Annotated in this window: 18 protein-coding genes; 10 read left to right on the top strand and 8 right to left on the bottom strand. The window is 39.2% G+C overall.

What is annotated here, in order from left to right; genetic code table 11:
• The first annotated feature begins 118 nt into the window (after positions 1–118).
• Positions 119–1411 carry a 3-deoxy-D-manno-octulosonic acid transferase gene (locus OD757_RS12040; RefSeq protein WP_263032019.1) on the top strand — a complete coding sequence of 431 codons (1293 nt, stop codon included), beginning with the start codon at positions 119–121 and terminating at the stop codon, positions 1409–1411.
• Positions 1408–2115 carry a 16S rRNA (uracil(1498)-N(3))-methyltransferase gene (locus OD757_RS12035; protein ID WP_263032018.1) on the top strand — a complete coding sequence of 236 codons (708 nt, stop codon included), beginning with the start codon at positions 1408–1410 and terminating at the stop codon, positions 2113–2115. The genes OD757_RS12040 and OD757_RS12035 overlap by 4 nt, the downstream gene beginning before the upstream one ends.
• Here the strand turns inward: OD757_RS12035 and OD757_RS12030 are convergent.
• Both OD757_RS12030 and OD757_RS12025 read right to left on the bottom strand, forming a co-directional pair.
• Positions 2095–3075 carry a mechanosensitive ion channel family protein gene (locus tag OD757_RS12030; RefSeq protein ID WP_009391447.1) on the bottom strand — a complete coding sequence of 327 codons (981 nt, stop codon included), beginning with the start codon at positions 3073–3075 and terminating at the stop codon, positions 2095–2097. The two genes, OD757_RS12035 and OD757_RS12030, sit on opposite strands and share 21 nt — an antisense overlap.
• Before the next feature lie 112 nt (positions 3076–3187).
• Positions 3188–3763, bottom strand: coding sequence for a DUF805 domain-containing protein (locus OD757_RS12025; protein WP_009391450.1), 576 nt, complete (start codon positions 3761–3763; stop codon positions 3188–3190).
• 294 nt (positions 3764–4057) lie between these two features.
• Here OD757_RS12025 and acs point away from each other — a divergent pair, with 294 nt between their 5' ends.
• Positions 4058–6007 carry an acetate--CoA ligase gene (acs, locus tag OD757_RS12020; protein WP_263032017.1) on the top strand — a complete coding sequence of 650 codons (1950 nt, stop codon included), beginning with the start codon at positions 4058–4060 and terminating at the stop codon, positions 6005–6007.
• 47 nt (positions 6008–6054) lie between these two features.
• Here acs and OD757_RS12015 read toward each other — a convergent pair whose 3' ends face one another.
• The gene (locus OD757_RS12015) at positions 6055–6597 is read right to left on the bottom strand and encodes a cysteine hydrolase family protein (protein ID WP_263032016.1); all 543 of its coding nucleotides are present in this window, start codon (positions 6595–6597) and stop codon (positions 6055–6057) included.
• A gap of 105 nt (positions 6598–6702) precedes the next feature.
• On the opposite strand from OD757_RS12015, the gene OD757_RS12010 reads away from it, so the two are divergent.
• Complete coding sequence (locus OD757_RS12010) at positions 6703–7116, top strand: Lrp/AsnC family transcriptional regulator (RefSeq protein ID WP_005038054.1); 414 nt, start codon at positions 6703–6705, stop codon at positions 7114–7116.
• A gap of 94 nt (positions 7117–7210) precedes the next feature.
• On the opposite strand, the gene sfnG is transcribed toward OD757_RS12010, so the two are convergent.
• Both sfnG and msuE read right to left on the bottom strand, forming a co-directional pair.
• On the bottom strand, positions 7211–8323 hold the full coding sequence (gene sfnG / locus OD757_RS12005; protein ID WP_263032015.1) for a dimethylsulfone monooxygenase SfnG: 1113 nt from the start codon (positions 8321–8323) through the stop codon (positions 7211–7213).
• A gap of 44 nt (positions 8324–8367) precedes the next feature.
• Positions 8368–9105, bottom strand: a complete 738-nt coding sequence (gene msuE / locus OD757_RS12000) for an FMN reductase (RefSeq protein WP_009391851.1) — start codon at positions 9103–9105, stop codon at positions 8368–8370.
• 376 nt (positions 9106–9481) lie between these two features.
• Between msuE and OD757_RS11995 the strand changes: the two genes are divergently transcribed.
• The gene (locus OD757_RS11995; RefSeq protein WP_009391841.1) at positions 9482–10132 is read left to right on the top strand and encodes a response regulator; all 651 of its coding nucleotides are present in this window, start codon (positions 9482–9484) and stop codon (positions 10130–10132) included.
• 44 nt (positions 10133–10176) lie between these two features.
• On the opposite strand, the gene OD757_RS11990 is transcribed toward OD757_RS11995, so the two are convergent.
• Positions 10177–10944, bottom strand: a complete 768-nt coding sequence (locus OD757_RS11990) for a hypothetical protein (protein ID WP_263032014.1) — start codon at positions 10942–10944, stop codon at positions 10177–10179.
• A 388-nt stretch (positions 10945–11332) separates the two neighbouring features.
• Positions 11333–14830 (bottom strand): PAS domain-containing hybrid sensor histidine kinase/response regulator, encoded by a 3498-nt coding sequence (locus OD757_RS11985; protein WP_263032112.1) that lies wholly within the window; start codon positions 14828–14830, stop codon positions 11333–11335.
• A 182-nt stretch (positions 14831–15012) separates the two neighbouring features.
• Between OD757_RS11985 and OD757_RS11980 the strand changes: the two genes are divergently transcribed.
• The 4 genes from OD757_RS11980 to OD757_RS11965 all read left to right on the top strand — a co-directional run bounded on the left by OD757_RS11980 (position 15013) and on the right by OD757_RS11965 (position 20060).
• Entirely contained in the window at positions 15013–15345 is a 333-nt protein-coding gene (locus tag OD757_RS11980) for a DUF485 domain-containing protein (protein WP_009391845.1), read from the top strand.
• A 1-nt stretch (position 15346) separates the two neighbouring features.
• Positions 15347–17062: a cation acetate symporter gene (locus OD757_RS11975; protein WP_263032013.1), complete on the top strand. Its 1716-nt coding sequence runs from the start codon at positions 15347–15349 to the stop codon at positions 17060–17062.
• Positions 17063–17232: 170 nt separating this feature from the next.
• Positions 17233–17925: an ion channel gene (locus OD757_RS11970; RefSeq protein ID WP_009391849.1), complete on the top strand. Its 693-nt coding sequence runs from the start codon at positions 17233–17235 to the stop codon at positions 17923–17925.
• A gap of 167 nt (positions 17926–18092) precedes the next feature.
• Positions 18093–20060: a BCCT family transporter gene (locus OD757_RS11965; RefSeq protein WP_009391861.1), complete on the top strand. Its 1968-nt coding sequence runs from the start codon at positions 18093–18095 to the stop codon at positions 20058–20060.
• Between the two features lie 60 nt (positions 20061–20120).
• Here OD757_RS11965 and omp33-36 read toward each other — a convergent pair whose 3' ends face one another.
• Positions 20121–21020, bottom strand: a complete 900-nt coding sequence (gene omp33-36, locus OD757_RS11960; RefSeq protein WP_263032012.1) for a porin Omp33-36 — start codon at positions 21018–21020, stop codon at positions 20121–20123.
• A gap of 1008 nt (positions 21021–22028) precedes the next feature.
• Between omp33-36 and OD757_RS11955 the strand changes: the two genes are divergently transcribed.
• Positions 22029–23738 (top strand): GGDEF domain-containing protein, encoded by a 1710-nt coding sequence (locus tag OD757_RS11955; RefSeq protein ID WP_263032011.1) that lies wholly within the window; start codon positions 22029–22031, stop codon positions 23736–23738.
• Positions 23739–23741: the final 3 nt, after the last annotated feature.

Below are 23741 nucleotides of genomic sequence, written 5' to 3'. Positions count from 1 at the left end.
GGGCTCAGTAAATCGCTTTTCTTGTAATGGTAGAGTTTAGGTATCGAAACTCTGCCATTTTTTCTATCTATGTTATATTTTCCCCAGTTTTAAACTTTGACTATTTGAGGCAAACCGCTTGGCGACCCCTTTTTGGTACAACACCGCACTCCATTTATTAAAACCTTTTTACCACTGGCGGATAAAAAAACGTGCAGAAAGCCAGGAATTATATCATCAGGAATGTCTTGAAAGATTTGGGCCGTTTGAATCTCCGAAAAATGTGAGAGCAATTTGGTTCCATGCTGTTTCGGTTGGAGAAACCAATGCTGCGCAGCCTTTAATCGAGCATTATCTTAAACTCGGTCAACCTGTGCTGGTTACTAATACGACTAAAACTGGGCAGGCGCGCGCCAAATCATTATTTTTAAAAGCGCCGTATTTAGATTTATTTCAAGCAGTTTATTTGCCTGTTGACCAAAAGCATCTTTTAAAACAGTTTTTTGAGTTATATCAGCCAAAACTTTTAGCATTAGTCGAGACTGAACTTTGGCCAAATTTAATCGATCAAGCCAAGCTACAACAGGTTCCTTGTTTATTGTTAAATGCGCGGTTATCAGAAAAATCAGCTAAAGGTTATAGCCGAGTTGCAGGTCTAACAGCAGGAATGCTGGAAAAAATCGACTGGGTTTTGGCACAAGATAATGCTACTCGACAACGTTATGTCGAACTTGGCTTAGATCAACACAAAAGTCAGGTGGTTGGAAATATTAAATTTGATATTCACGCACCAGAAGTATTTATAAATCAGGCAGCCAAGTTACATGATTTATGGTATTTGGGGCAGCGTAAAGTCCTGACCATTGCCAGTACACATGCACCCGAAGAACAACAAATTTTAGAAGCGCTGGCACCTTATTTAAAGTCAGAACCAGATTTAGTTTGTATTGTCGTACCTCGACATCCTGAACGTTTCGACGAAGTATTTGAAATTTGCCAAAACCTAGATTTAATTACTCATCGTAGAAGTTTGAACCAAAGTATTCATACAAGTACACAGGTCTATCTAGCCGATAGTATGGGGGAGCTTTGGTTATGGTACGCCTTAAGTCAGGTGTGTTTTGTGGGTGGTTCTTTAAATGAGCCGGGTGGTGGTCATAACATTTTAGAGCCTATGGTTTTAAATGTACCGACCGTAATTGGACCTCGTTACTTTAATTTCCAAACTATTGTCGATGAATTCATTGATGAAAATGGTGTGCTTATTGCCCAAGATGCTGAGCAAGTTGTGGCAATCTGGATGGCATGTTTAGCTGAACCTGATCAGGCCCAACAAGTGGTAGAGCAAGCGCATAAAGTCTTACAACGTAATCAAGGTTCATTGCAAAAACATATTGGTGTAATTAATCGGTATTTGGCCGATAAAATATGAATATTGTTTTATTAGAGCCTGAAGATATCCATTCAGATACATGGTCCATTCACTCTAAGCGCCAATTACAGCATTTGCGTGAACATCTTGATATTACGGTTGGTCAAAATCTAAAAGTCGGCATTCGCAACGGCGCACGTTATATCACTGAAATTGTCTCAATTAATGAGCAAGAAGTTGGTATACGACCTATTAGTGAAGAAGCTGTACCTGCAAAACTTCCGGTTCATTTAATTGTGGCTTTACCAAGGCCCAAAGTTTTACGCCGTTTAATTATGGATAGTGTGACTTTAGGTGTTGAAAAAATTAGTTTGATTCATAGTTATCGCGTAGATAAAAGCTATTGGCAAACTCCATTTTTGCAACAACTCGATAACTATGTGACTTTAGGGCTTGAGCAAGCAGGTGACACGATTGTTCCTGAAATTCACATGTACAAACGCTTTAAACCTTTTGTTGAAGACGTTCTGCCAAGCTTGATCTCGAAAGAAACACCAGCCTATGTGGCTCATCCTTATGCTGAGCAGAGCATGCCACTCAATATTCCACATGCTTGTAGTGTAGTCGTGGGTCCCGAAGGCGGTTTCATTCCCTATGAAGTTGATTTGCTCACAAAAAACGGCTGCCAAGCTGTGAGCTTAGGCAACCGTATTTTAAGAACTGAAACGTCTATTTCTTATATTTTAGGTCGTCTCTTTAGTTGATGCTTCAGGGTTTAAAAGTGGCTGATTTGCGGCCATTTTTAATTCCTGAATTGGGTAAGGAATATTAATTCCGTTCGCATTAAAAGCTTGTTTGACCTGAGCTTGGATGGTGCTCGTAGATGACGAAATATCAGTTTCAGTCGTATCAACCCACCAGCGTACAGTCAGGTTAACCGAGAAGTCTGCTAACGCTGTTACGTTAACCGAGAAGGCAGGTTGACTGAGTACATTTCGGTCATTGTTAAGAATATCTAAAATAATCTGCTTGGCTTTTTGTTCGTCATCGTCATATCCAATTCCGACTACAAATTCACAGCGTCGTTGTTGATAAGCAGTATTTACAGTTAAGGCACTCGTATAAACAGTTGCGTTTGGAATAACAATGCGACGGCCATCTGGTGAGCGTAAGAATGTTGCACGAATTTGAATATCTTCAACAGTTCCTTCAAGCGAATTTACAACAATGGAATCGCCAATACGGAATGGTTCGCTTAATAAAATTAAAATGCCTGACAGTAAGTTCTGAAAGATATCTTTGAATGCGAAACCAATTGCGACAGAACCAATTCCAAGTGCACTCATGAGTTGCCCTGGCGTAAACCCCGGAATCGAGATCACTAAAGCAATTAAGAAACCAAAGAATAAAATCGCTGTGCTGCCTACACGGTTTAACACCAAAACTAGGTTTTGACGCGTATAAGAGCGGTTTTCTAATGTTTTACGAACAAAGAACTTAAATAATTTGGTGAGGAGCCAAAAAATAATAAAAACGATAATCGCAATACAAATATAAGGCACACGCTCCCAGAAGCTATCCACGATTTTGTCGATAGTGGTATAGGCATCATGATACTTTTCAGTATGGGCTAAAACCGTTTGAGTGGTTTTAGTGCCTGCTTCTTGTAAAAGTTCGCCAGTATTTTTTGCGACATCCGTTAAGGATTTTTGTTCATCAGCCACGACAAGTCTCAATTAAAAAAAATATGAAAGCGATTTTCAGCTTTCATCATAGTAGGAGATAAAATGTGCGCCTACTATAATGAGTTCATCTGAATAATAAAGTGTTTTTTAATTAAAAGTATTCCGTTCCTTTTTGTAAGATTTGTGTCGGTGTTTCTAGGGTATCAGTCCCTGAGAAATAATAAAAAATTCCGGCTGTTGAAATGAGACTAACTAAAATAGCCACTAAAATAAGCCAAGCCATGAGTTTTTCTATAAACGTTGATGGTCGAACAGGACCGTAGTCGTTTGGACCGGCTGTACCTGAAGCAAGCAGTAAATAAATCATAAAAAAGAACTGAACAACCGGAATGAACAACAGTAACCCCATCCAGCCACTCTTATTTAAATCGTGCAGACGTCGAACAACGAGAACAATATTTAAATAAATTAAAAACAGTGAGAAAGCCCAGACCACTAAAGCGCTAGGACCAGAAAGAGAGCTATAAAACTCAAAATCAAATAGATTGCTTGAAAGCTGATAACTTCCAAGAAATGAGGCCAAAATGAAATAGCCCACGAGGGTGACTAAATAAATCAGTCCATATCCACCTAAATAGCTCATACGATTAAAACGCCCATGAATCGAAAAAGGACTATCTTTAAAAGGGAGCTGGGGTGGGCGTGAAGAGTTTGTTTGGGCAAACATATTATTTTATTCCTGTGTTGCGTATGAGAGACAAAATAATCTTTGTTGATGATCAAAACCATCAAATCTTGAAAAAATTATAAAAGTAAAAGCTATAGACAAATGTTTTAAATCAACTTAATTTTATAAAAATATTCACAATTTCGTATGCTTGAGTAAGTGGTTAATATATGACCAAAGTCGCATTGTTTGGACTTTGAAAGAGTCATCATACTGCAAAGGCATGCAAATAAGATCCAGTAAAATAATAGCCACAATCTCGAGATGGGATGCACAAGATCAAGGAAGTTGCTTATGAATGAGATCTATCCAGTACCAGAGGAATTTAAAAAAACAGCTCGTACTGTTGAAGCAGACTACTTTAAACGTTATCAACACTCTATCGAGAACCCAGATGAATTCTGGGCAGAGCAAGCTAAAATTGTCGATTGGATAAAGCCATTTACCCAAGTTAAAAATACGAGTTTTGACAAAGACAATTTCAAAATTGAATGGTTTGCTGATGGTGAGTTGAATGTGTCAGCAAACTGCCTAGACAGGCATCTTAAAGAACACCCTCATAAACCAGCCATTATTTGGGAAGGTGATCATCCTTCTCGACATAAAATCGTTTCTTATAAAGAGTTACACGATGAAGTTTGTCGCTTTGCCAACGTTTTAAAGAAATATGGCATTGGTAAAGGCGACCGTGTTGTGTTGTATATGCCAATGGTGACTGAGGCTGCAATTGCCATGTTGGCCTGTGCGCGTATTGGTGCTGTTCACTGTGTAGTTTTTGGTGGTTTCTCGCCAGACTCGTTGGCAAGTCGTATTGAAGATAGCCAAGCTAAACTGGTAATTACCGCAGACTCAAGTCTACGTGCTGGAAAACTATTACCACTCAAAGAAAATGTCGATTTGGCTCTAGAGTTGCCGGGCACAGAATGTGTTGAAAATGTAGTGGTGGTTTACCGTAATGCGAACCCGATTGAAATGAAACCGGGCCGTGATTTGTGGTATCACCTCATTATTATGGAAGTGGATGCCAACTGTCCTCCAGAGCCGATGAAGGCAGAAGATCCATTATTTATTCTCTATACATCCGGCTCGACAGGTAAACCTAAAGGTGTTTTGCATACTACAGGTGGTTATCTGGTTTATGTAGCAAGTACCTTTAAAGAGGTCTTCGATTTAAAACAAGATGATGTGTACTGGTGTACGGCTGATGTAGGCTGGATTACAGGACATAGTTATTTGCTCTATGGACCACTTGCAAATGGCACTACAACTTTAATGTTTGAGGGTGTCCCTCAATATCCAACATGGGCACGTCTTGGTCATGTAGTCGATAAGCACAAAGTCTCTATTTTATATACGGCTCCAACCGCGATTCGCGCGATGATGCGTGAAGGCGATTCGTTTGTACGTGAAAGTAACCGTAGCAGTTTACGTTTACTCGGTTCGGTCGGTGAGCCTATTAACCCTGAAGCTTGGAACTGGTACTACAATGTTGTTGGTGAAGGCCGCTGTCCGATTGTTGATACATGGTGGCAAACCGAGACAGGTGGTATTTTAATTGCACCGTTACCAGGCGCAACAGCATTAAAACCAGGTTCGGCAACACGTCCGTTATTTGGTATTCAACCCGCCATTGTCGATGGTGAAGGCAATGAGCTAGAAGGTGCGGTTGAAGGTAACCTTGTAATTAAAGATTCGTGGCCAGGCCAGATGCGTACCATTTGGGGTGATCCGGACCGCTTTATTGAGGCTTATTTCTCGACCTTTAAAAATACCTACTTCACAGGTGATGGTGCTCGTCGTGATGAAGATGGGTATTACTGGATCACAGGCCGTGTAGATGATGTTTTAAACGTTTCTGGACACCGTCTAGGCACTGCTGAAATTGAAAGTGCTCTTGTGTCGCATGAAGCTGTGGCAGAAGCTGCCGTCGTGGGAATGCCACATGACATTAAAGGACAAGGTATTTGTACTTTCGTGACCTTGCAAGCAGGTGTTCCAGAGTCGGAAGAACTACGTAAAGAGTTAATTAGCTGGGTCCGTAAAGTACTGGGGCCAGTGGCTTCACCTGACGCACTACACTGGGCACCAGCGTTACCTAAAACGCGTTCGGGTAAAATCATGCGCCGTATTTTAAGAAAAATTGCGGCAAATGAGCTGGATAGTTTAGGGGATACATCTACTTTAGCTGAACCTGCTGTGGTTGATCAGCTCATTGCAACGGTTTATCCCGATCGACAAAAATAACGTTTCAATAAAAAAGCCCCAATCGGGGCTTTTTTATTGAGTTTTATTTAAGATTTTGCTAGAAAATCGGTAGTATTTTGTACAGTTGCAAACGTACTAAGCGCAGTCAAAAAAGCAGTTTGTACGTCTTCAGCTTTTACAGTTTTTCCGTTATGGCTTAAATTACGCGTGGCAGTTGCATCTGCAATTAAGATAGGTTGATAGCCAAGTTCTTTGGCTGCACGTGTACCTGAATCAATACACATATGCGTCATCATGCCTGTAATTACGAGTTGCTCAATTTGATGTGCTTTTAAAAGCTCGTCTAAATTGGTTTCTAAAAAACTATTTGGATAATGCTTTATTACGATTAATGACTCATCGTGAGCGCTCAGTTCAGGGTGAAGCAAAACACCATCTGTATTTTCTTGGAAGAAACTCGCTTGTGGTGGATTAATATGTTGTACATAAATAATTGGTAAATTTTTCTCGTTAAAATATTGTTCGAGCTGTTTTATTTTTTCAAGCGCTTGATCTGGTCCCACTAATTCCATTTTGCCATTTTTAAAATAATCATTTTGTACATCGATAACTAATAGTGCTTGTTTCATGAGATTACTCTTGTTGATATGAGATAAAACAAGATTATTCTCTGCTTGAAAAATCGGCTATAGTCAGATGAAAGCATTACTGCCAGTTTTCTTTCGCCATGAAAAATGAATATTGAATTAGACCCGATTGATCTAAAAATTATTGCATTGCTTAAACAGGATTCTCGTTTAACAAATAAAGAAATTGGGCAACGCGTGCACCGAACAGGGCAGGCGGTGGGTGCTCGTATTGCTCAGTTGATGGATGCTGGTGTTATCAAAAACTACACCATTGCTGTTCAATATAGCCATAAACAATTTATTCATTTGCATTTAAATGAACAACGCGCATTTGAAGAAATTGAAAATCTAGTCAAGCAATATGAACAAATCGATGAATGCTTTAAAGTCATGGGCAATGCTTGTTATATGATCGTAAGCCATTTCGAACCCTCAGCATTAAATGAATTTATTGAAAAACTTTCAAAGTGGTGCCGTTATTCGGTTGAAACTGTGATTCGAGAAGTTGAGAAATCTTAAAAAAAAAATAAAGCTCCAAGCCGAGTCTTGGAGCCAATAAGTCTTTATTTTTAATTTATTGTTTTTATTGTCTTGCGCTGTTTTGGCTGGAGTTTTAGGCTGATTTCGCTGGAATATCTACCTCCTTTTGTTGTTGAAGTTCTAATTCACGAACGAGGGGCAGAACTTTTTCTCCAAAATATTCTACCTCTTCAATGAAATGTAAGAAGCCAGAAAGAATTAAATCAACACCTACATTTTTAAGCGCCACAATACGCTCTGCAATTTGTTGTGGCGTACCAATCAAATTGGTTTTAAATCCATCGTTATATTGCACTAAATCTTCAAAACTTGATTTCGCCCAGTTACCTTGTTGCTCTGGAGAAGCTGCGCCTGCTTCACGTGTTGCATCACCAAATGCATTTACCGCTTCAGTATTGGCTTTATCAATAATTTCTTGAAGTACCGCTTTTGCTTCTTCTTCGGTATCTCTGGCAATAATGAACGCATTCACCCCAATTTTGACGTGATGGTTATTGGCTTTAGCCTTGGTGCGAATGTCTTCGACTTGTTTCTGAATTTCCTCTACGGTATTCCCGTTGGTGAAATACCAATCAGAAACACGTGAAGCCATGTCGCGTGCAGCACGTGAGCTGCCGCCTTGAAACACTTCAATATGAGGCTTTTGCAAAGGTTTCGGTTTAAGCGTGTAGTTTTGAAATTGGTAGTATTTACCATCGAAACTATAGTTATCGGTGGTCCAGATTCCTTTTAACGTGCGAATAAATTCTTCAGAGCGGACATAACGTTGGTCATGCTCTGGCCACTCTTCGCCAATCGCATCAAACTCACCTCTAAACCAGCCACTTACCACATTAATGGCAATACGACCTTCGGTGAGATAATCGATTGTGGCAAGTTGTTTAGCAGCGAGTACCGGTTTCCAGGGGCCGGGCAGAATAGCCGCAATCACCTTAAGTTTTTCAGTTTTTGCCAGTAATGCATGACTGAAACTTACGGATTCATGCTGGTTTTCTGCCCCATAGCCCGCCGTAAAACGAATTTGGGTGAGCGCATATTCAAAACCATTGTTTTCGGCAGCTTGTGCAAGTCGGACATTGTAGTCGTAACTCCAGTCTGTACGCTGTTCAATGTTACTTACAACAAGGCCACCGCTCACATTTGGTACCCAATAAGCAAATTTAATCGGTTGTTGTAATTGCGTCATGGTGCGTTCTCCCCATTCGTTATTTTTATTTAGGCATACTGCACTTAGGCAACATGCGTTAATGATTTGCCAGACTTGTGATGCAAGCGAGACTCTGCCGCATCAAGATCTGGTACAGCCGCTGAAGGCAACACTTCTTCTTGCTCAATTTGCTTGTTAATACCAAGCTCTTGATTTGCTTGCTGAGTCTTAGATTTGACTACTTCAGCACGTTTACCTTTCGCTGGCGCCCATTCTAAAATTGGCAATGCACGTGCCACGGCTAACGTAATACGATCTGATAATTGCTCGCTTTTCACCGTATATTCAGGGGTAAAGTCACGATCGGTCGCATATACGCCAATTGGTAAAGTTTGTGCTTGGAAGAAGCTGAACAATGGACGAAGTTGATGTTCAAGTACAAGAGCATGGCGATCGCTACCGCCCGATGCTGCTAAAAGTACAGGTACATCGACTAATGCAGTTTGTTCAACAAAATCGAAGAAATGTTTGAAAAGACCCGTAAAAGATGCACGGTAAACTGGTGTACCTACAATTAAAGCATCAGCTGCTTCAACCGCTGCAAGATCATCTTGCACGCGCTGTGGAAGTTGATTGCGATAAAATGCACCGCCTAATAAAGGCCCAATTTCACTTAATTTAATAAAATGAACTTTAATGTCGGTTGCTTCGGATAACTCATCAAGAATGGCTTGAACCAGACTTTCCGTTTTAGATGGGGTATTTAAGCCACCAGAAACAGCAACAATATTCAAAGGTTTTGGTGATGTGATACCAGTCATAATTTGGTTCCTAAGCCTAAAACAAGAGATTGGACTTATTAATCAACAATGACGGCGAACTGTAAAATAACGAAATTGGTCAACCTTATCAGTTTTAAATATAAAAGATAAATAGTGGATTTTTATACTTTATTTTTATAGTAAGTTGCTGTTTTTATTTTATATAATTATTGATGATATATTTTTTATAATAAAAAGGAAGCTTATATAAAAAACAGATTAATTTTGATTAAATGTTAAAAAACATCTGAAAATTTTATCTAAGTTCTGCATTTATCAACATTTTGCATAAAAATGGATAAGATGAACGTATCTTTCATCTAAATAGTAGGGTTACAATAGGCCATACTTATGCTCAAGATTACTTTAATCGCTTATGAATATTTTAATCGTTGATGATCATCCTTTGTTTCGTCATGCTTTAATTCAAGCAGTACGTTATAGCCTGCCACAGGCACAAATTCATGAAACAGCTTCGGTTGATGAGTTTTATGAGCGTTTGGAAAATGGGGCAGAACCTGATCTAGTATTACTCGATTTAAATTTACCGGGTGCTTCAGGCTTTTCTGCTCTAGTCTATGTACGAGCACAGTATCCAGCTATTCCAATTATTGTGGTTTCTGCGCATGAAGAAACTTCAATCATCCAGCGTGCGATTGCACATGGCGCGATGGGTTATATTCCTAAGTCGGCTCATCCAAGTCATATTGGCGAAGCGATTCGTCAAGTCTTAGAAGGTGATATCTGGTTGCCACCTAACTTGCCATCTAATCTTAACCTTGACCCGAGAGCAGCAGATGAAACTGCGTTAGCTGAACGTATTCAATCGTTAACACCTCAGCAATTCCGTGTTTTGATGATGGTTGCAGAAGGTTTGTTAAATAAACAGATCGCATACGAACTCGATGTTTCGGAAGCAACGATTAAAGCGCATGTGACAGCGATCTTTAGAAAATTAGGTGTGCAAAACCGTACACAAGCAGTATTGGCCATTAGTGCACTCAATATTGAAGATAAGAAAATCTAAAAAGAAAAAAAGACCTCGATTGAGGTCTTTTTTATGGATGCCACTTAAGCAAGGCAATCTTGCTTTGGCGTTAGGCTGTCGCAGTACAATGGGTTGAGCGCACATTGCAAATCATCAATTTGTTCTTGAGTCACATAACCTTTCTTTTTTAAATATTCAGCCACGCGGTCGTCACGTAAGCTTAGGAAGGCTGCATCATAAACACCTAAATCGACGAACAGGGCAGCTGTTTCTAGGCTGTTGAAGCGATCAAGGAAAATATCATTGCCATACATTAAGAAGATATGGTCGAGTTTTGCTTTTTCATCGACATGTAGACGTTCAGCCAATTGATCTGGATGAGTCTTAATAAAGAGTAAGTCAGAGAGTTCATCAAACTGAGTCATATCTAACTGATTTTCGCCAAGTTTGACGTGACCAAGCCAAGCTTTAAAAACCAGTACAGCGCCGCCACGGAGTAACATGCTCCAAATTTGATGACGTGTGTCATGATCAAGGTTTTCACTTTCAGCTGTAAGGACTTGTAAGAAGCTCTCTTCTTGTTGCGCCAATTTATCAAATAGGCCTAAACCTTGAGGATGATAAGCAGCAGGTGCGAATACATCAAAATTTAGATCATGAAATACATTAAGTGCGAGTGGGACTGCACATTGATAAATCGTATTTAACGCTTTGATATTGGCTTCATTCAGTTTGCTGTTAGGAAAAATACTTTGCCAATCGAGTTCAGGAAGTAAAGCATTGGCACTGTATTGACGATAAAACTGTTGAGAAGAAAGTTGACCTTGGGGGCTGTTATCAGAAATATTCATGGCAGTTATCCTTTGCATTAATTCGTGAGCAGGGGGTGCTTAATATAGAAATGGGTTAAAAAATGGTTATACATTTATCAAATGCGTTTGGAATAGTTATGTGTCATCAAGAATGCAAGTAGAATACGACTAAAGTCGTATATGGCGCTTTTCGTCTAATAATAATTTTAAAAAACAAGTATTTATTAAATTGTAACTAAGTATACAAGTGTTCACTTACAAAAAAGGTGGGCTTTGCCATAGAAAAAGGGCTGTTGGAAAGTTTGGCCAATTATTCAATCAACAAAAGTAGACTTTTTGAGCAGTTCTGCCTATTGGCTTAAATTAAACCTATAACTTTTGCCAGAAATCTCTCCCAAACCTATAAAAAGGCTTAGGAGAGAAAATTTTAATCTGCCGCGCTGGCAATTTTAAGTCCCGACAGCCAAGCTCTTAATGAGGCAGGTTTAAGCGGTTTTTTGAGTAAAACGATATTCAATTCTTTCAATTGCTGAGGTAACTCTGGATGGGAGTCAGCTGTAATCAAAGCAACCGGAACGTCATGCTGTCGATTTTGCATAATAAAATCGACACCGAGTTGGTTATTATTTAAATGCTGATCGATAAGCCAAACCTGAATATTCTCTTTTTGAATAATCTCCAGTGCTTGTTCAGGTTCAGTGGCTTTAAAGACCTGATATCCCCATCGACCGAGTAAACTACTCATACCCTCTAAAATAGTTTCATCGTTATCTAAACACAAAATCCGGTAGGCCTTAGTTTTTAACGGCACTGTTTGCACGGTTGGAGTAATTACTTTTGGCGCTTCTACGACTGGAACTTCAATCATAAAGCATGAGCCTTTCTCAAGCTGTGAGTAGACATGAACAGGATAATTCAACAATCCTGTCATACGCTGCACAATCGCGAGGCCTAAACCTAGGCCTTGCTCACCCCAAGGTGATAAATGCCCACAGCGCTCAAATTCTTGAAACAGTTTAATACGTTGCTCTTCGGCAATTCCAGGGCCAGTGTCCCAGACTCCGATTCGAATATGACCAGGTTTTTGAGCTGAGCGTAAAACGCCCACAACCACTCGGCCTTTGGCTGTATAACGCAGAGCATTACTAACAAAGTTCTGAATAATACGTCGAATCCACTGTGGATCGGTGTCAATCCAGAACGATACATCGTGAACTTTGAGTGAAATATTTCGCTGTGCGGCAATCGATTTAAACTGTAGTTCGAGATCGCTTAATAGATCGTGTAATGGATAAGGCTGTCTTTTTGGCTGTATGCTACCGCCTTCTAAACGAGCAATATCGAGTAGGGCAGAGAGCATGCTTTCTGCACCATAAAGAGCACGGTCAAGTTGTTGCAAAGTTTGACGGTCTTCTTCTGTTGCAATGCTTTGTTCAAGAACGGTACTAAAGAGACGAGCCGCATGCATTGGTTGTAATAAGTCATGACTTGCCGCAGCAATAAATCGGCTTTTCGACATATTCGCCATATCAGCTTGTTCACGTGCAAGTTGTTGTTCTGATAAAGCATCAGCAAGCTGTTGGGTACGGTTTTTTACTCGGGCTTCAAGTATTGCCTCATTTGCACGGAAAGCAGTAATGTCGGCAAATGTCGTCACAAAGCCTCCGCCTGAAATAGGATTACCACGCATTTGAATAACGCGTCCGTCTTTACGGATTCGTTCAAATTCATGCGCGCTTCCGACTTTCATCCAGTGCAAGCGTTTACGAACATGTTCTTCGACTGAACCGGGACCGCATTCGCCGCGTTCAGCGTTATAACGAATCAGGTCGGCAATTGGACAACCTACATAGACTAAGTCTTTTGGATAACCAAACAGTTTTAAATATTGGTTATTCCAGGCTACCAAACACATATTTTTATCAACTACACTCACCCCTTGGGTCATGTGGTCAATCATGGTCATGAGCAGGTTTTGGTTGAAACGTTGCCATTGTGAGGCTTGGTCTAAAATATTCGCGACTTGGCCTAATGCGAGACCATTATTGATCATTGCAGTAGTCAGCAACGTACGAGCAGAGGCAGCACCGATAATGCCAGCTAGATATTGCTCGGTAAAACGCCACCACATGCCATTCGCGATGCTATTTGGGTTAAGCGTGAGATGATTTTGCTCACAAAAGTTCTCGAATGCTTGTGTTGTTGGCTGCTCACCCGTAATTCTTTTAGCAAGAGCGAATAGATCTCCTACTTTTAAACGTGCAGCATCGTGAGGTAAATAGGTTAAATCGGTAGAGGTGTGTGGTGATGGCAAGGGCTTGGTTTCATAATAGAAAAAGCTTTCAGCCTGAATTTGCTCGGCCACGCTTGGTCGATAAATTTTTGAAATCCATATATATAAAACAATATTTAAACCGAGTGACCAAATCACGCCGTGAGTTAAAGGTGCAAATGATTCAAAACCAAAAAGCGACTCTGGACGTAATGCATTAATTCCAAAAGGACCAAAAAGTAAAATACTTTGGGCTGTTTCCTGATAAATCTCTGGCAAGCTACGTAAAATTGTTGGAAATAATAAGGTATAGCTCCACATTAAAAATCCAACGATAAGACCCGCATAGACACCTTGGCGGCTTCCGCCACGCCAATATAAGCCTCCAATGAGAGCAGGTGCAAACTGGGCAACAGCACTAAAAGCTAAGAGTCCGAATACTGAAAGCTGGTTAATATCGTTAAAGAAATGGAAGAATAAAAAACCAAGGAGCATGACCGCGACAATACTGATGCGGCGGCTAAATTTAAGAACTTTAGGTAAATGTTTATCGTGACGTGATAGCAACTTAAAACGCCAGAGGGCAGGCATAATCAAGTCATTACTGAGCATAATAGATAGGGCAACTGATGAAACCAGTAACATGCCTGTTGATGCAGAGAACCCACCTAAAAAGGCCAGTAAAGCCAACCACTCTTGGTTATAACTCAGGGGTAATGAGAGTACCGCAACATCGGGTACTGTCAGAAACTTTGGTGCTGCGTGTAAAGCCCAGCTTGCAATTGGGATAATAGCTAAAATTGTTAAAATGAGATAAGCCGCAAACCATTTGCGCGCGCCACGAATATGCTTTTCATCACGTAGTTCGACAACTGCGACATGAAATTGGCGTGGTAAACAGATAATTGCCAAACCTGCCAATAATGTCTGAATCCAGAAGGTTTCAGGCACTCCAAATAGTTGAACCTCCTGAAAAGTTTGGTTCACATCGGCTGTGACTTGTACAAGGTTCGCTGGTGTTTCAAAAATAAAAAATAAAGCAACGCAAATCAGCGCGAATAATTTTACAAAAGACTCAAATGCGACGGCTAACATAAGGCCGCCATGTTGCTCAGTATTGGCAATTTGCCTTGTACCAAAGATCATTGCCAAAATAGCCAGTACGCTGGTTAAAAGTAAAACACTATTGGTGGTTGTATGGATATGAGCATTCTGTTCCATAATGACAGATGTGCTTAAAGCAATCGCACGTAACTGGAGAGCCAGATAGGGAATAATTGCGATTACGGCCAAAATCGTGACCAGCGAAGCCAAGACGCCACTTTTTCCATAACGTGCCGCAACAAAGTCGGCAATTGATGAGATGGCGTGGTGCTGACGTACCCGGCCTAAACGCCGCCAAATGTCATAACCAAACCAGACAAATAAGAGGGGGCCTAAGTAAATAGGCAAGAAAATGACGCCTTCCCGAACAGCGGCTCCGGTTGCGCCATAAAATGTCCATGATGAACAGTAAACGCCTAGCGTTAAGCTGAACAAGAACATGCGGCCACGTGTACTCAGACGGCTGGCATGCTTTTCACCAAAAAAAGCACAAATAAATAAGAGTGCTATATAAAGGGTGAGTACCCCAATAATCAGCCAGCTGTTCATATGACTCACATGATTAAAACCTTGTGCCTATCATACCCCAAGCAGAAACAAAGCTATAAATTGATTAAAATTTAACGACCAAAGTCTAAGTTACGAATTACACGTAATTTTGCTAACTTGAATACTGAGAAACTACTATTAAAAAAGTGGCCAAGGCTGGACACAGGGCAAGGAGTTTGGTTATGGATCAGAACCAAGTAGAACAGATTCTACGCAATCCAAAGTTTCAAAAGATGGTCAAGAAAAAAAGTGCATTAAGTTGGACGCTCACAATCATCATGTTAATTCTTTATGTGGGTTTTATGCTGCTTGTTGGCTACAACAAAGAATTTTTGATGAGTTCATTTAGTGGTGGTGTAACGACATGGGGAATCCCGCTAGGTTTAGGAATTATTGTTTTATCTTTCCTACTGTGTGGCGTGTATTCTTTTATCGCAAATAATACCCTTGACCAGTTGAGTGAAGAAGCGTTGAAGGAAGTTGAAGCCATCACGCATGATAAAGGACTACACTAATATGAAATGGAATTCATTAAAGGCGAAAGCTTTATTGGCAGCAGCATCGCTATATTCAACAGTGGCTATGGCGAGTCCAGATCTGGGTGAAGCTGAACAACAAGCAACCAACTGGCATGCCATTATTATGTTTGTCATTTTTGTTGGTTTCACTTTGTTCATTACTAAGTGGGCGGCGAAACAAACTCAATCTACACAAGATTTCTATACAGCAGGTGGTGGAATCAGCGGTTTCCAGAATGGTCTGGCAATTGCGGGTGACTATATGTCTGCTGCATCTTTCCTCGGTATTTCTGCACTTGTGTTTAGTTCGGGTTTTGATGGCTTACTTTACTCGCTTGGGTTTATGGTAGGCTGGCCAATCGTTTTATTCTTGGTTGCAGAACGTTTGCGTAACCTTGGTAAATACAACCTTTCAGATGTGGTTTCATTCCGCCTTGAAGAAAAACCAGTACGTACTTTAGCTGCAATCAGTTCACTTGTTGTTGTGGCATTCTATTTGATTGCTCAAATGGTAGGTGCGGGTCAGCTCATCAAATTACTATTTGGTTTGAACTACAACATTGCTGTAGTCATCGTTGGTCTTTTGATGATGGCATATGTCATCTTTGGTGGTATGTTGGCAACGACATGGGTACAAATTATCAAAGCGGTTATGTTACTCAGTGGTGCAACCTTCATGGCATTCATGGTAATGAAAGCAGTCGGTTTCAGCTTTAGCAACATGTTTAGCCAATCAATTGAAGTTTTCAGTAAAGTACACGACATCAGCTTAACCGATGCTGCAAAAATCATGGGGCCGGGTAAACTTGCGGCAAATCCAATTGATGCCTTGTCTCTTGGCTTGGCATTGATGTTTGGTACAGCAGGTCTTCCACACATTCTTATGCGTTTCTTTACTGTAAAAGATGCAAAAGAAGCACGTAAATCGGTTGTGGTTGCAACAGGTTTTATTGGTTACTTCTATCTTTTAACTTTCATTATTGGTTTCGGTGCGATCCTTTTCGTATCGAACAATCCGCAATTCCTTGATGTTGCAAAAATGGCAGTAACAGGCAAACTTGAGCTTGTTGGTGGTAACAATATGGCAGCCGTGCATTTAAGTGACGCTTTAGGCGGTGACTTATTCATGGGCTTCATTTCAGCTGTAGCGTTCGCAACCATTCTTGCTGTTGTTGCTGGTTTAACGCTTTCAGGCGCATCTGCAATCTCTCACGACTTATACGCTAACGTATTCAAGAAAGGTCAAACAACTCCTGCTTCAGAACTTCGCATGTCAAAAATTGCGACATTAGGTTTAGCAATCTTCGCAATGGTTTTGGGTATTTTGTTTGAAAAGCAAAACGTAGCATTCATGGTAGGTTTGGCATTCTCTGTAGCTTGTTGTGCAAACTTCCCAATTCTTGTTCTTTCTATGTTCTGGAAAGGTTTAACAACTCGTGGAGCTGTTATTGGTGGTGTTGTTGGTCTTGTTACAGCAGTCGTACTTATTATTCTGTCTAAAGCAGTTTGGGTAGATACTTTAAAAATCTCTGATACACCAATCAATCCATTCAATGGCCCTGCATTATTCGCTATGCCGTTGTCATTCCTTTGCTGTTGGTTCTTCTCGGTGACTGACAACTCTGCACGTGCTAAAAAAGAGCGTGCTGCTTTTGATGCTCAATATGTTCGTTCAATGACAGGTATTGGCGCATCGGGTGCATCGGATCACTAAAATTAAGATAGTTAGCTCATTTTTTAAAAAGCCCTACGGGGCTTTTTTTATACTTTTTTATTTTCAATTTACTGTTTAGATATTAATAAAGAACAACTTGTTTGCTCTATTTTGTGTACAGTATTATCTGTTAAATCTCAAAAAAGCATAATGAGACAAGGAAAATAATAATGCGATCTATTATTGAGTTTTGGGCAAGTTTTCGCTTACTGCCTTCTGCATGGCTGTTACTCGTTCAGTTTATTTTATTGATTTTAGCCATGCTGACATTGGATAGTTTGCCTTACCGAACGTTAACCTGGTCATTAGGTGTTCTTGCTTTATTATTGATTGCCAAAGTTATTCGTCAGACGCCTATGTTTACTTTTTTAGGCTTAACCTTTGTGAGCGGTGCAATTCTGTCATCAGTACTTATTGTATTGGGCTATAGCAATTTATATATTCAGCTATTTGCTCATAGCTGTGAAGCTCTGGCCTACTTTTCGGCAGCCTATGGTTTATTTCGTTATATGTTTGCTGACCGATATTTAACAAGAGATGAATTATTTGCGGCGGCAGCAGTCTTTACACTGATTGCATGGGGTTTTGCATTTTTATACAACATTTGCCAGCTCGTCTTTCCCTATAGCTTTCAAAATCCAAATAACCCTCATCCATTACAAACTTGGCTAGATTTACTCTTCCTAAGCTTTAGCTTGCAGTCTGCTACTGGTTTATCCGATCTAATGCCCATCACGCCACAAGCGCGCGTTTTAGCCATGCTTCAAATGTTCTGTGGTGTCATGTATTTAGCCTTAATCGTAACTCGATTAATCGCTTTACAATATATTACCCACCTCCCTAAAAAAAATTCAGATAAATAATGTAGGAGGTGTTTTAATTTATTTACACCTTTGTAACTGCAATATTCTTTAAGTTTATTTAGAGTGTCATCGGCTTTCTCTATTGAAAGCCCTAGCTTTGTTCATTCTATGAATATCTTATCGGCATTTAAGCCTGTCACTCGTCATTAAAATAACATGGAGGATTTATGCCTTCCAAACAGTCCGGTTGGTTCGCAAACGTTAATCCTAACGTATTTTTTGGTACGGTCATTATTATTGCTTTGTTTTTAGCAGTGGTTGTGATCGCTCCGAGTTCTTTTGAGCTTTTAACGCAGCAATTAAAACAGTGGATCACTGATTCATTTAGCTGGTTCTATGTTTTATCTGTTGCCTTCTTTCTCATCTTATTGATTTATATCGCCTGTTCATCGATTGGACGTATTAAATTAGGGCCTGATCATAGCCAGCCTGATTATAATAATGGGTCTTGGTTCGCCATGCTGTTTACTGCAGGGATGGGGATTGGGTTGATGTTCTTCGGCGTTGCTGAACCCGTCATGCATTACGTTACTCCACCAAGTGGAGAGGCCCAAACGATTGAGGCAGCACAGCAAGCACTAAGGGTTACCTTTTTCCATTGGGGGTTACACGCTTGGGCAATTTACGCTGTAGTTGGGTTGGCTTTGGCTTACTTTGCCTATCGGCATAATTTACCTTTAAAGACTCGCTCTGCACTTTATCCTCTTATTGGGAAAAAGATTTATGGTCCATGGGGCGATAGTATCGATATTTTCGCAACTATTGGAACCGTATTTGGTGTCGCGACATCGCTTGGCTTTGGGGTAACCCAGATCAACTCCGGTCTACATTATTTATTTGGTGTAGAACAAAGTACACATGTTCAAGTTCTACTCATTATTTTTGTGAGTATTTTAGCGTCTTTATCTGTGTTTCTAGGTCTTGATAAGGGAGTAAAACGCTTATCAGAGCTAAACTTAGTTTTAGCTTTAATATTATTAGTATTTGTTTTTATTGCTGGTCCGAGTATTTATTTACTTCAAACGACTATTCAAAACACTGGGCAATATATCTCTAACCTTTTTACCATGACATTTAATTTATATGCTTATCAGCCAAATGGATGGATTGGTGGTTGGACCATTTTGTACTGGGCTTGGTGGATTTCTTGGTCGCCATTCGTTGGAATGTTTATTGCCCGAGTTTCCCGTGGTCGTACCATTCGAGAATTTATTGTTGGGGTTTTACTTATTCCGACAGGCTTTACCATTATCTGGATGGGCTTTTTAGGAAACGCTGCGTTATTTAGCATTATTCATGAACATCAAACGACATTAATTCAGGCTGTTCAGCAAGATTCGTCAGTTGCATTATTTGAATTTCTGGGTCACTTACCGTGGTCTGGGGTAATGAATATATTGGCAACTATCTTGGTGGTTTTATTTTTTGTGACTTCTGCTGACTCTGGGGCATTGGTTACCGATTATTTAACTGCTAAATCTGAAAATTCACCAACTTGGCAGAGATTGTTCTGGACGGTACTCATGGCTGTACTGGCAATTATTTTATTGCTAGTCGGTGGTTTGGCCGCACTTCAGGCTTCAATCATTATGAGTGCATTACCGTTTACTGTCGTTATGCTCTTAATGAGTTGGGGGTTAATAAGAGCCTTGCATCTTGATGTCACTAAAATGACAGCCATTCAGGAAGCACGCATTACACCACGTGCCATACATAATCCACGAAGCTGGCAACAGCGTTTGGGTTTAATCATGCACTATCCTCATAGTGAAGAAGAAGTACGTGAATATATTGAAAAGCAAGTGGGTCGTGCCTTTGAAAATATTCAACATGAATTGAGACGCCGTCATCTAGAAGTTTCAATTAGCCAACTTGAAGATGGTATGCAACTTAGGGTAGACCATCACAATGAAATTAATTTTATTTATAAAGTTGTTCCACGTGAAACAGTGCCACCAAGTTTTTTAATTGGCCGTACGGAAGCCGAAGATGGGCAATATTTCCAAGCTGAGGTGTTCTTAAGAGAGGGTGGTCAGAACTATGATGTAATGGATTGGACGCAAGAAGATTTAATTCAAGACATTATTGATCAATATGAACGTCATCTGTATTTCTTAAATATTGTGCGAAGCTAATATTTAGATGTAAAAAAAGGACTCATCTGAGTCCTTTTTTAATTCGATTTCTAAATTAAATTAGAAACGGAATTTAGCATTTAAGCCGATAGTTTGTGTATCGTAGCTAGACTTTTTAACGTCAGCTTTCATGTACGATGCACCAACTGCTACAGCTGGAGTAATGAAGTAATTTACGTTACCACCCCAAGCTTGACGGAATTCACCAAGGTCATTGCCTTTGATGTCAGCTGAACCATCGTTACCCACGAAAGATGCGCCAACACTTAACTTAGGAGTTAAGTAAAGGTCAGTTTTTAAACCGTATTGGTTTTCTTGACCGAAAGCACCAGCAGCTTCAAAACCAATTGCCATGTTAGTTCCATCGATTGGACCTACATATTTAGCACGTGCTGTAACAGCATCTTGGTCATCTTGAATCGCAGCAGTTTGGTTTACAGCAGAGTAGATACCGTTGCTGATGATGCCAAAGTTGTCTAAAGCGAATTGGTTAGCAACGCTTGTATAACCAACAGTCATCAAGAAGTTAGGTAACAACATAGCACCAACTTCTAATGCATAACGGTCACCGTTGTCATCTTTAGAGAAGTTGTTTTTACCATCAACATCAGTGTGGTTGTAAGTTGCGCTAGCATATACAGGAAGGTAAGGAGTAGGTACGTAAGCCTCACCTTTAACACCGTAAGTACCAATGTGGTAGTTTACGTTGCCTTGGTCATACTGTTGGTAGCTATAACCTAAAGATACGCTAGAAGCTTGGTTCAAGAAAGCTGCTTCAGCTAAAGGACCTTTAGCGGTATCAACATTTTTTAAATAGTATGTACCAGCAACGTCACCAGTGAAGTTTTTATCATTTGCAGTTGTGTCAACATATTCAGATTGACCTTGAACTTCAAATTGATAAGCATGAGCACCGGTCATGGCTAATAATACAGCAGTGGCTAAACCAAGTTTTTTCATAATCATTTCCAGCAATAACAAGAGATAAAGCTGGGGTCATTGTATTGTAACAATTTATGAAGTCAATAATGAAAAAAAGGAATGTTAAAGATATTTGACACTTATGTTAAAATTGGTGAAAAACTAATCAAATGAAAAGTAAATTGTCAACCTGATAAAAAAATGAACATTTACAATAAGCTAATAATTATATTTCATACAGAATGAAGATGTAAATGTTTAAAAGTTATTACAATAGTGATTGGAAAAATAGATTGTAATAATCGGTTTTACCATTAATAAAAGTATAATATTGTTTACAAAGTGAATAAAAAAACACCGTTTTATTGTCGAATTTGTAATATTTTGAGGAATAGTTAACAATATTTAGATTAGTTTAACTAAAAAATTTAACTATTCTTAATTATTATATAAGTGAATAAAATAAAAGAAATCTCTATTTTAAGTTGAAAAATCGATTAAATTTTTAATTCTGATTAATTTAATCAACTTTACAAAAGTAGAGATAAGTCACATAATTCAATTGCAAAGTTCACTACCTAACGTTTTTAGGACTTAAAGTGCTTTCCCAGATACGATGTGTGTAACACATCAGAATTTACGAGCTCAGCTTTCCCCAAGGTTGAGCTTTTTTTTATCTATAAGAAAATCTAAAAACTATAATAAGAATTACGTGAAGTTTATTTTAAATAATAGTAGGTTAAAAAGAACCCAGCTTAAAGCTGGGCAGTGGATGCTGGGAGAAGCGCATCCAAGAGGATAACGAGATACGTTTATTACCATTGCTAAAAATTTTTAATCTGTAAAATAGAGTTTTTTTATAAAAATCATTCAATTTTTCGATACTGTTTATAATTTAAGCTTACTAAAATGTAGAACGATATAATTATTAAAAGAGAAATGAAGGGTTTATTGATGAAATTCTAGTTATTAAAATGCTAGGATGCATTTAAGCCTAATTTACATAGTAGTAAAAGTGGCAGGACATTTACGGAGTACCAGCTAAAAATGTCAGGATTACGTTCAGAGCATATTAGTAATCGACTGTTCTTTTTTATGCTGGTTATTATTTTGTCCTTATTATTCATGGCAATACCCCTTATTGTGGGAAGTTATCAGGATTATATAAAAACTAGGCAAGCCTTAGCCGAAATAAAAAGTTTAAGAGCGGTAGCCGATATTGCTTATAAAATTTCTAAGGAACGTGCTCCTGCCAATAAAATGATGTCGAGTAGTCCTCATGATTTATTAAAGAATCAACAAGAATTAAAAAAATTTCGCTTAATTGTCGACGATCAAATTGATACAAGTATTCTTATTTTAAAACAAGCAGGTTATGTTTCATTAGCAAATGAGATTCAAACCAACCTCAAAGAAAACCTTAGACAAGCTCGGCATGTGGTCGATTATTATGGTGAAATTCCATATGGAGCAAGAACTTCAGTCCAAATGGATAATGCCATTTTAGGGATGTTTGGAGTATGGGATAATTGTAGAGAAATACTGCAAAAACTTATGCTGCAATTAAAAAGTAAAGATAGCCGTATTTCTAATTACTTTACGCTCATTATAGTTTTGACCGATATGCGCGATCAGGCAGGACGGATGGCTTCAAATATTATTGCTCCTGTGAGCTTTAATGAAGAAATTCCAAGTACTAATCGCGCACGTTCTTTACAAACTCAGCATCAAGCTAGATATTTGTGGATTTTGGTCGATACTTTGCAGCCTGAACAGGCAAAAACGCCAGAATACCGTCGGTTATATTCTCGAGTGAAATCAGAGTTTATAGACCAGGGTATCCCGATTGTAGAAAAGCTATTAGAAGAAAGCCAAAAAGGTGAGCCATATTTTTTAAATGGTACACAGTTAACCGAAGCAATCGTGGGTAAATTTACCACTGTAGTTGATTTACAACGTTATATTCTTGATGAAAGTGTAGTGATTGCAACTCAGGAAAATGTGATTGCTCGAAATGGTTTTCTTTTAACGTTATTGATTTCTTTAATTTCTTTAGCCACAGCGTTACTTACACTTAATTATGCGCAAAGAAGAGTATTTGCACCTTTAATTAAAGCAAGGACTTTGATTTTAGATTTATCGCATAGTTCAGATCATTGGACAGATGAGATGAATATCACCACAAAAGGTGAATTTCTTTCCCTATTTGAAGCGATTGATCGATTACAGCGTATGTTGCAACAGCGTGATGCTTTTGAATTTCAATTAAAAAATATTGCCAATACCGATCCATTAACTGGTGTGTCCAATCGTCTAGCTTTATCTGAATATTTAAAAATTGTTGAGAGTTACCCTCAAAAATTTACGCAAACCTGTTTAATGATTATAGATATTGATCGTTTTAAACAGGTGAATGACCAATATGGGCATATTGTCGGAGACCAAGTCATTGTCAGTATTGCCGAGCAATTAAAGCAAAATATCCGGAGTTCGGATTTAATTGTTCGTTATGGTGGGGATGAATTTTTAATATTGTTAGAACAGATGCAATTTGTAGATGCACGGCTTTTAGCAGAGAAAATTCGTATTGCCATTTCTTTAGATGAAATTGATTTATCGGGTTTAAATGAAAAATTGCATGTATCTGTCAGTATTGGTTTTGCGATAGGAGCGATGAGTTGGATCGAACTCTTAGAGAAAGCTGACCGTTCACTATTAAGAGCTAAAGCCCGAGGGCGAAATGCAGTTGAGGGGTAAAAA

This window comes from Acinetobacter sp. AYS6 (genome assembly GCF_025630795.1).
GTDB lineage: Bacteria > Pseudomonadota > Gammaproteobacteria > Pseudomonadales > Moraxellaceae > Acinetobacter.
This window is presented reverse-complemented; position numbering and strand designations above follow the sequence as displayed.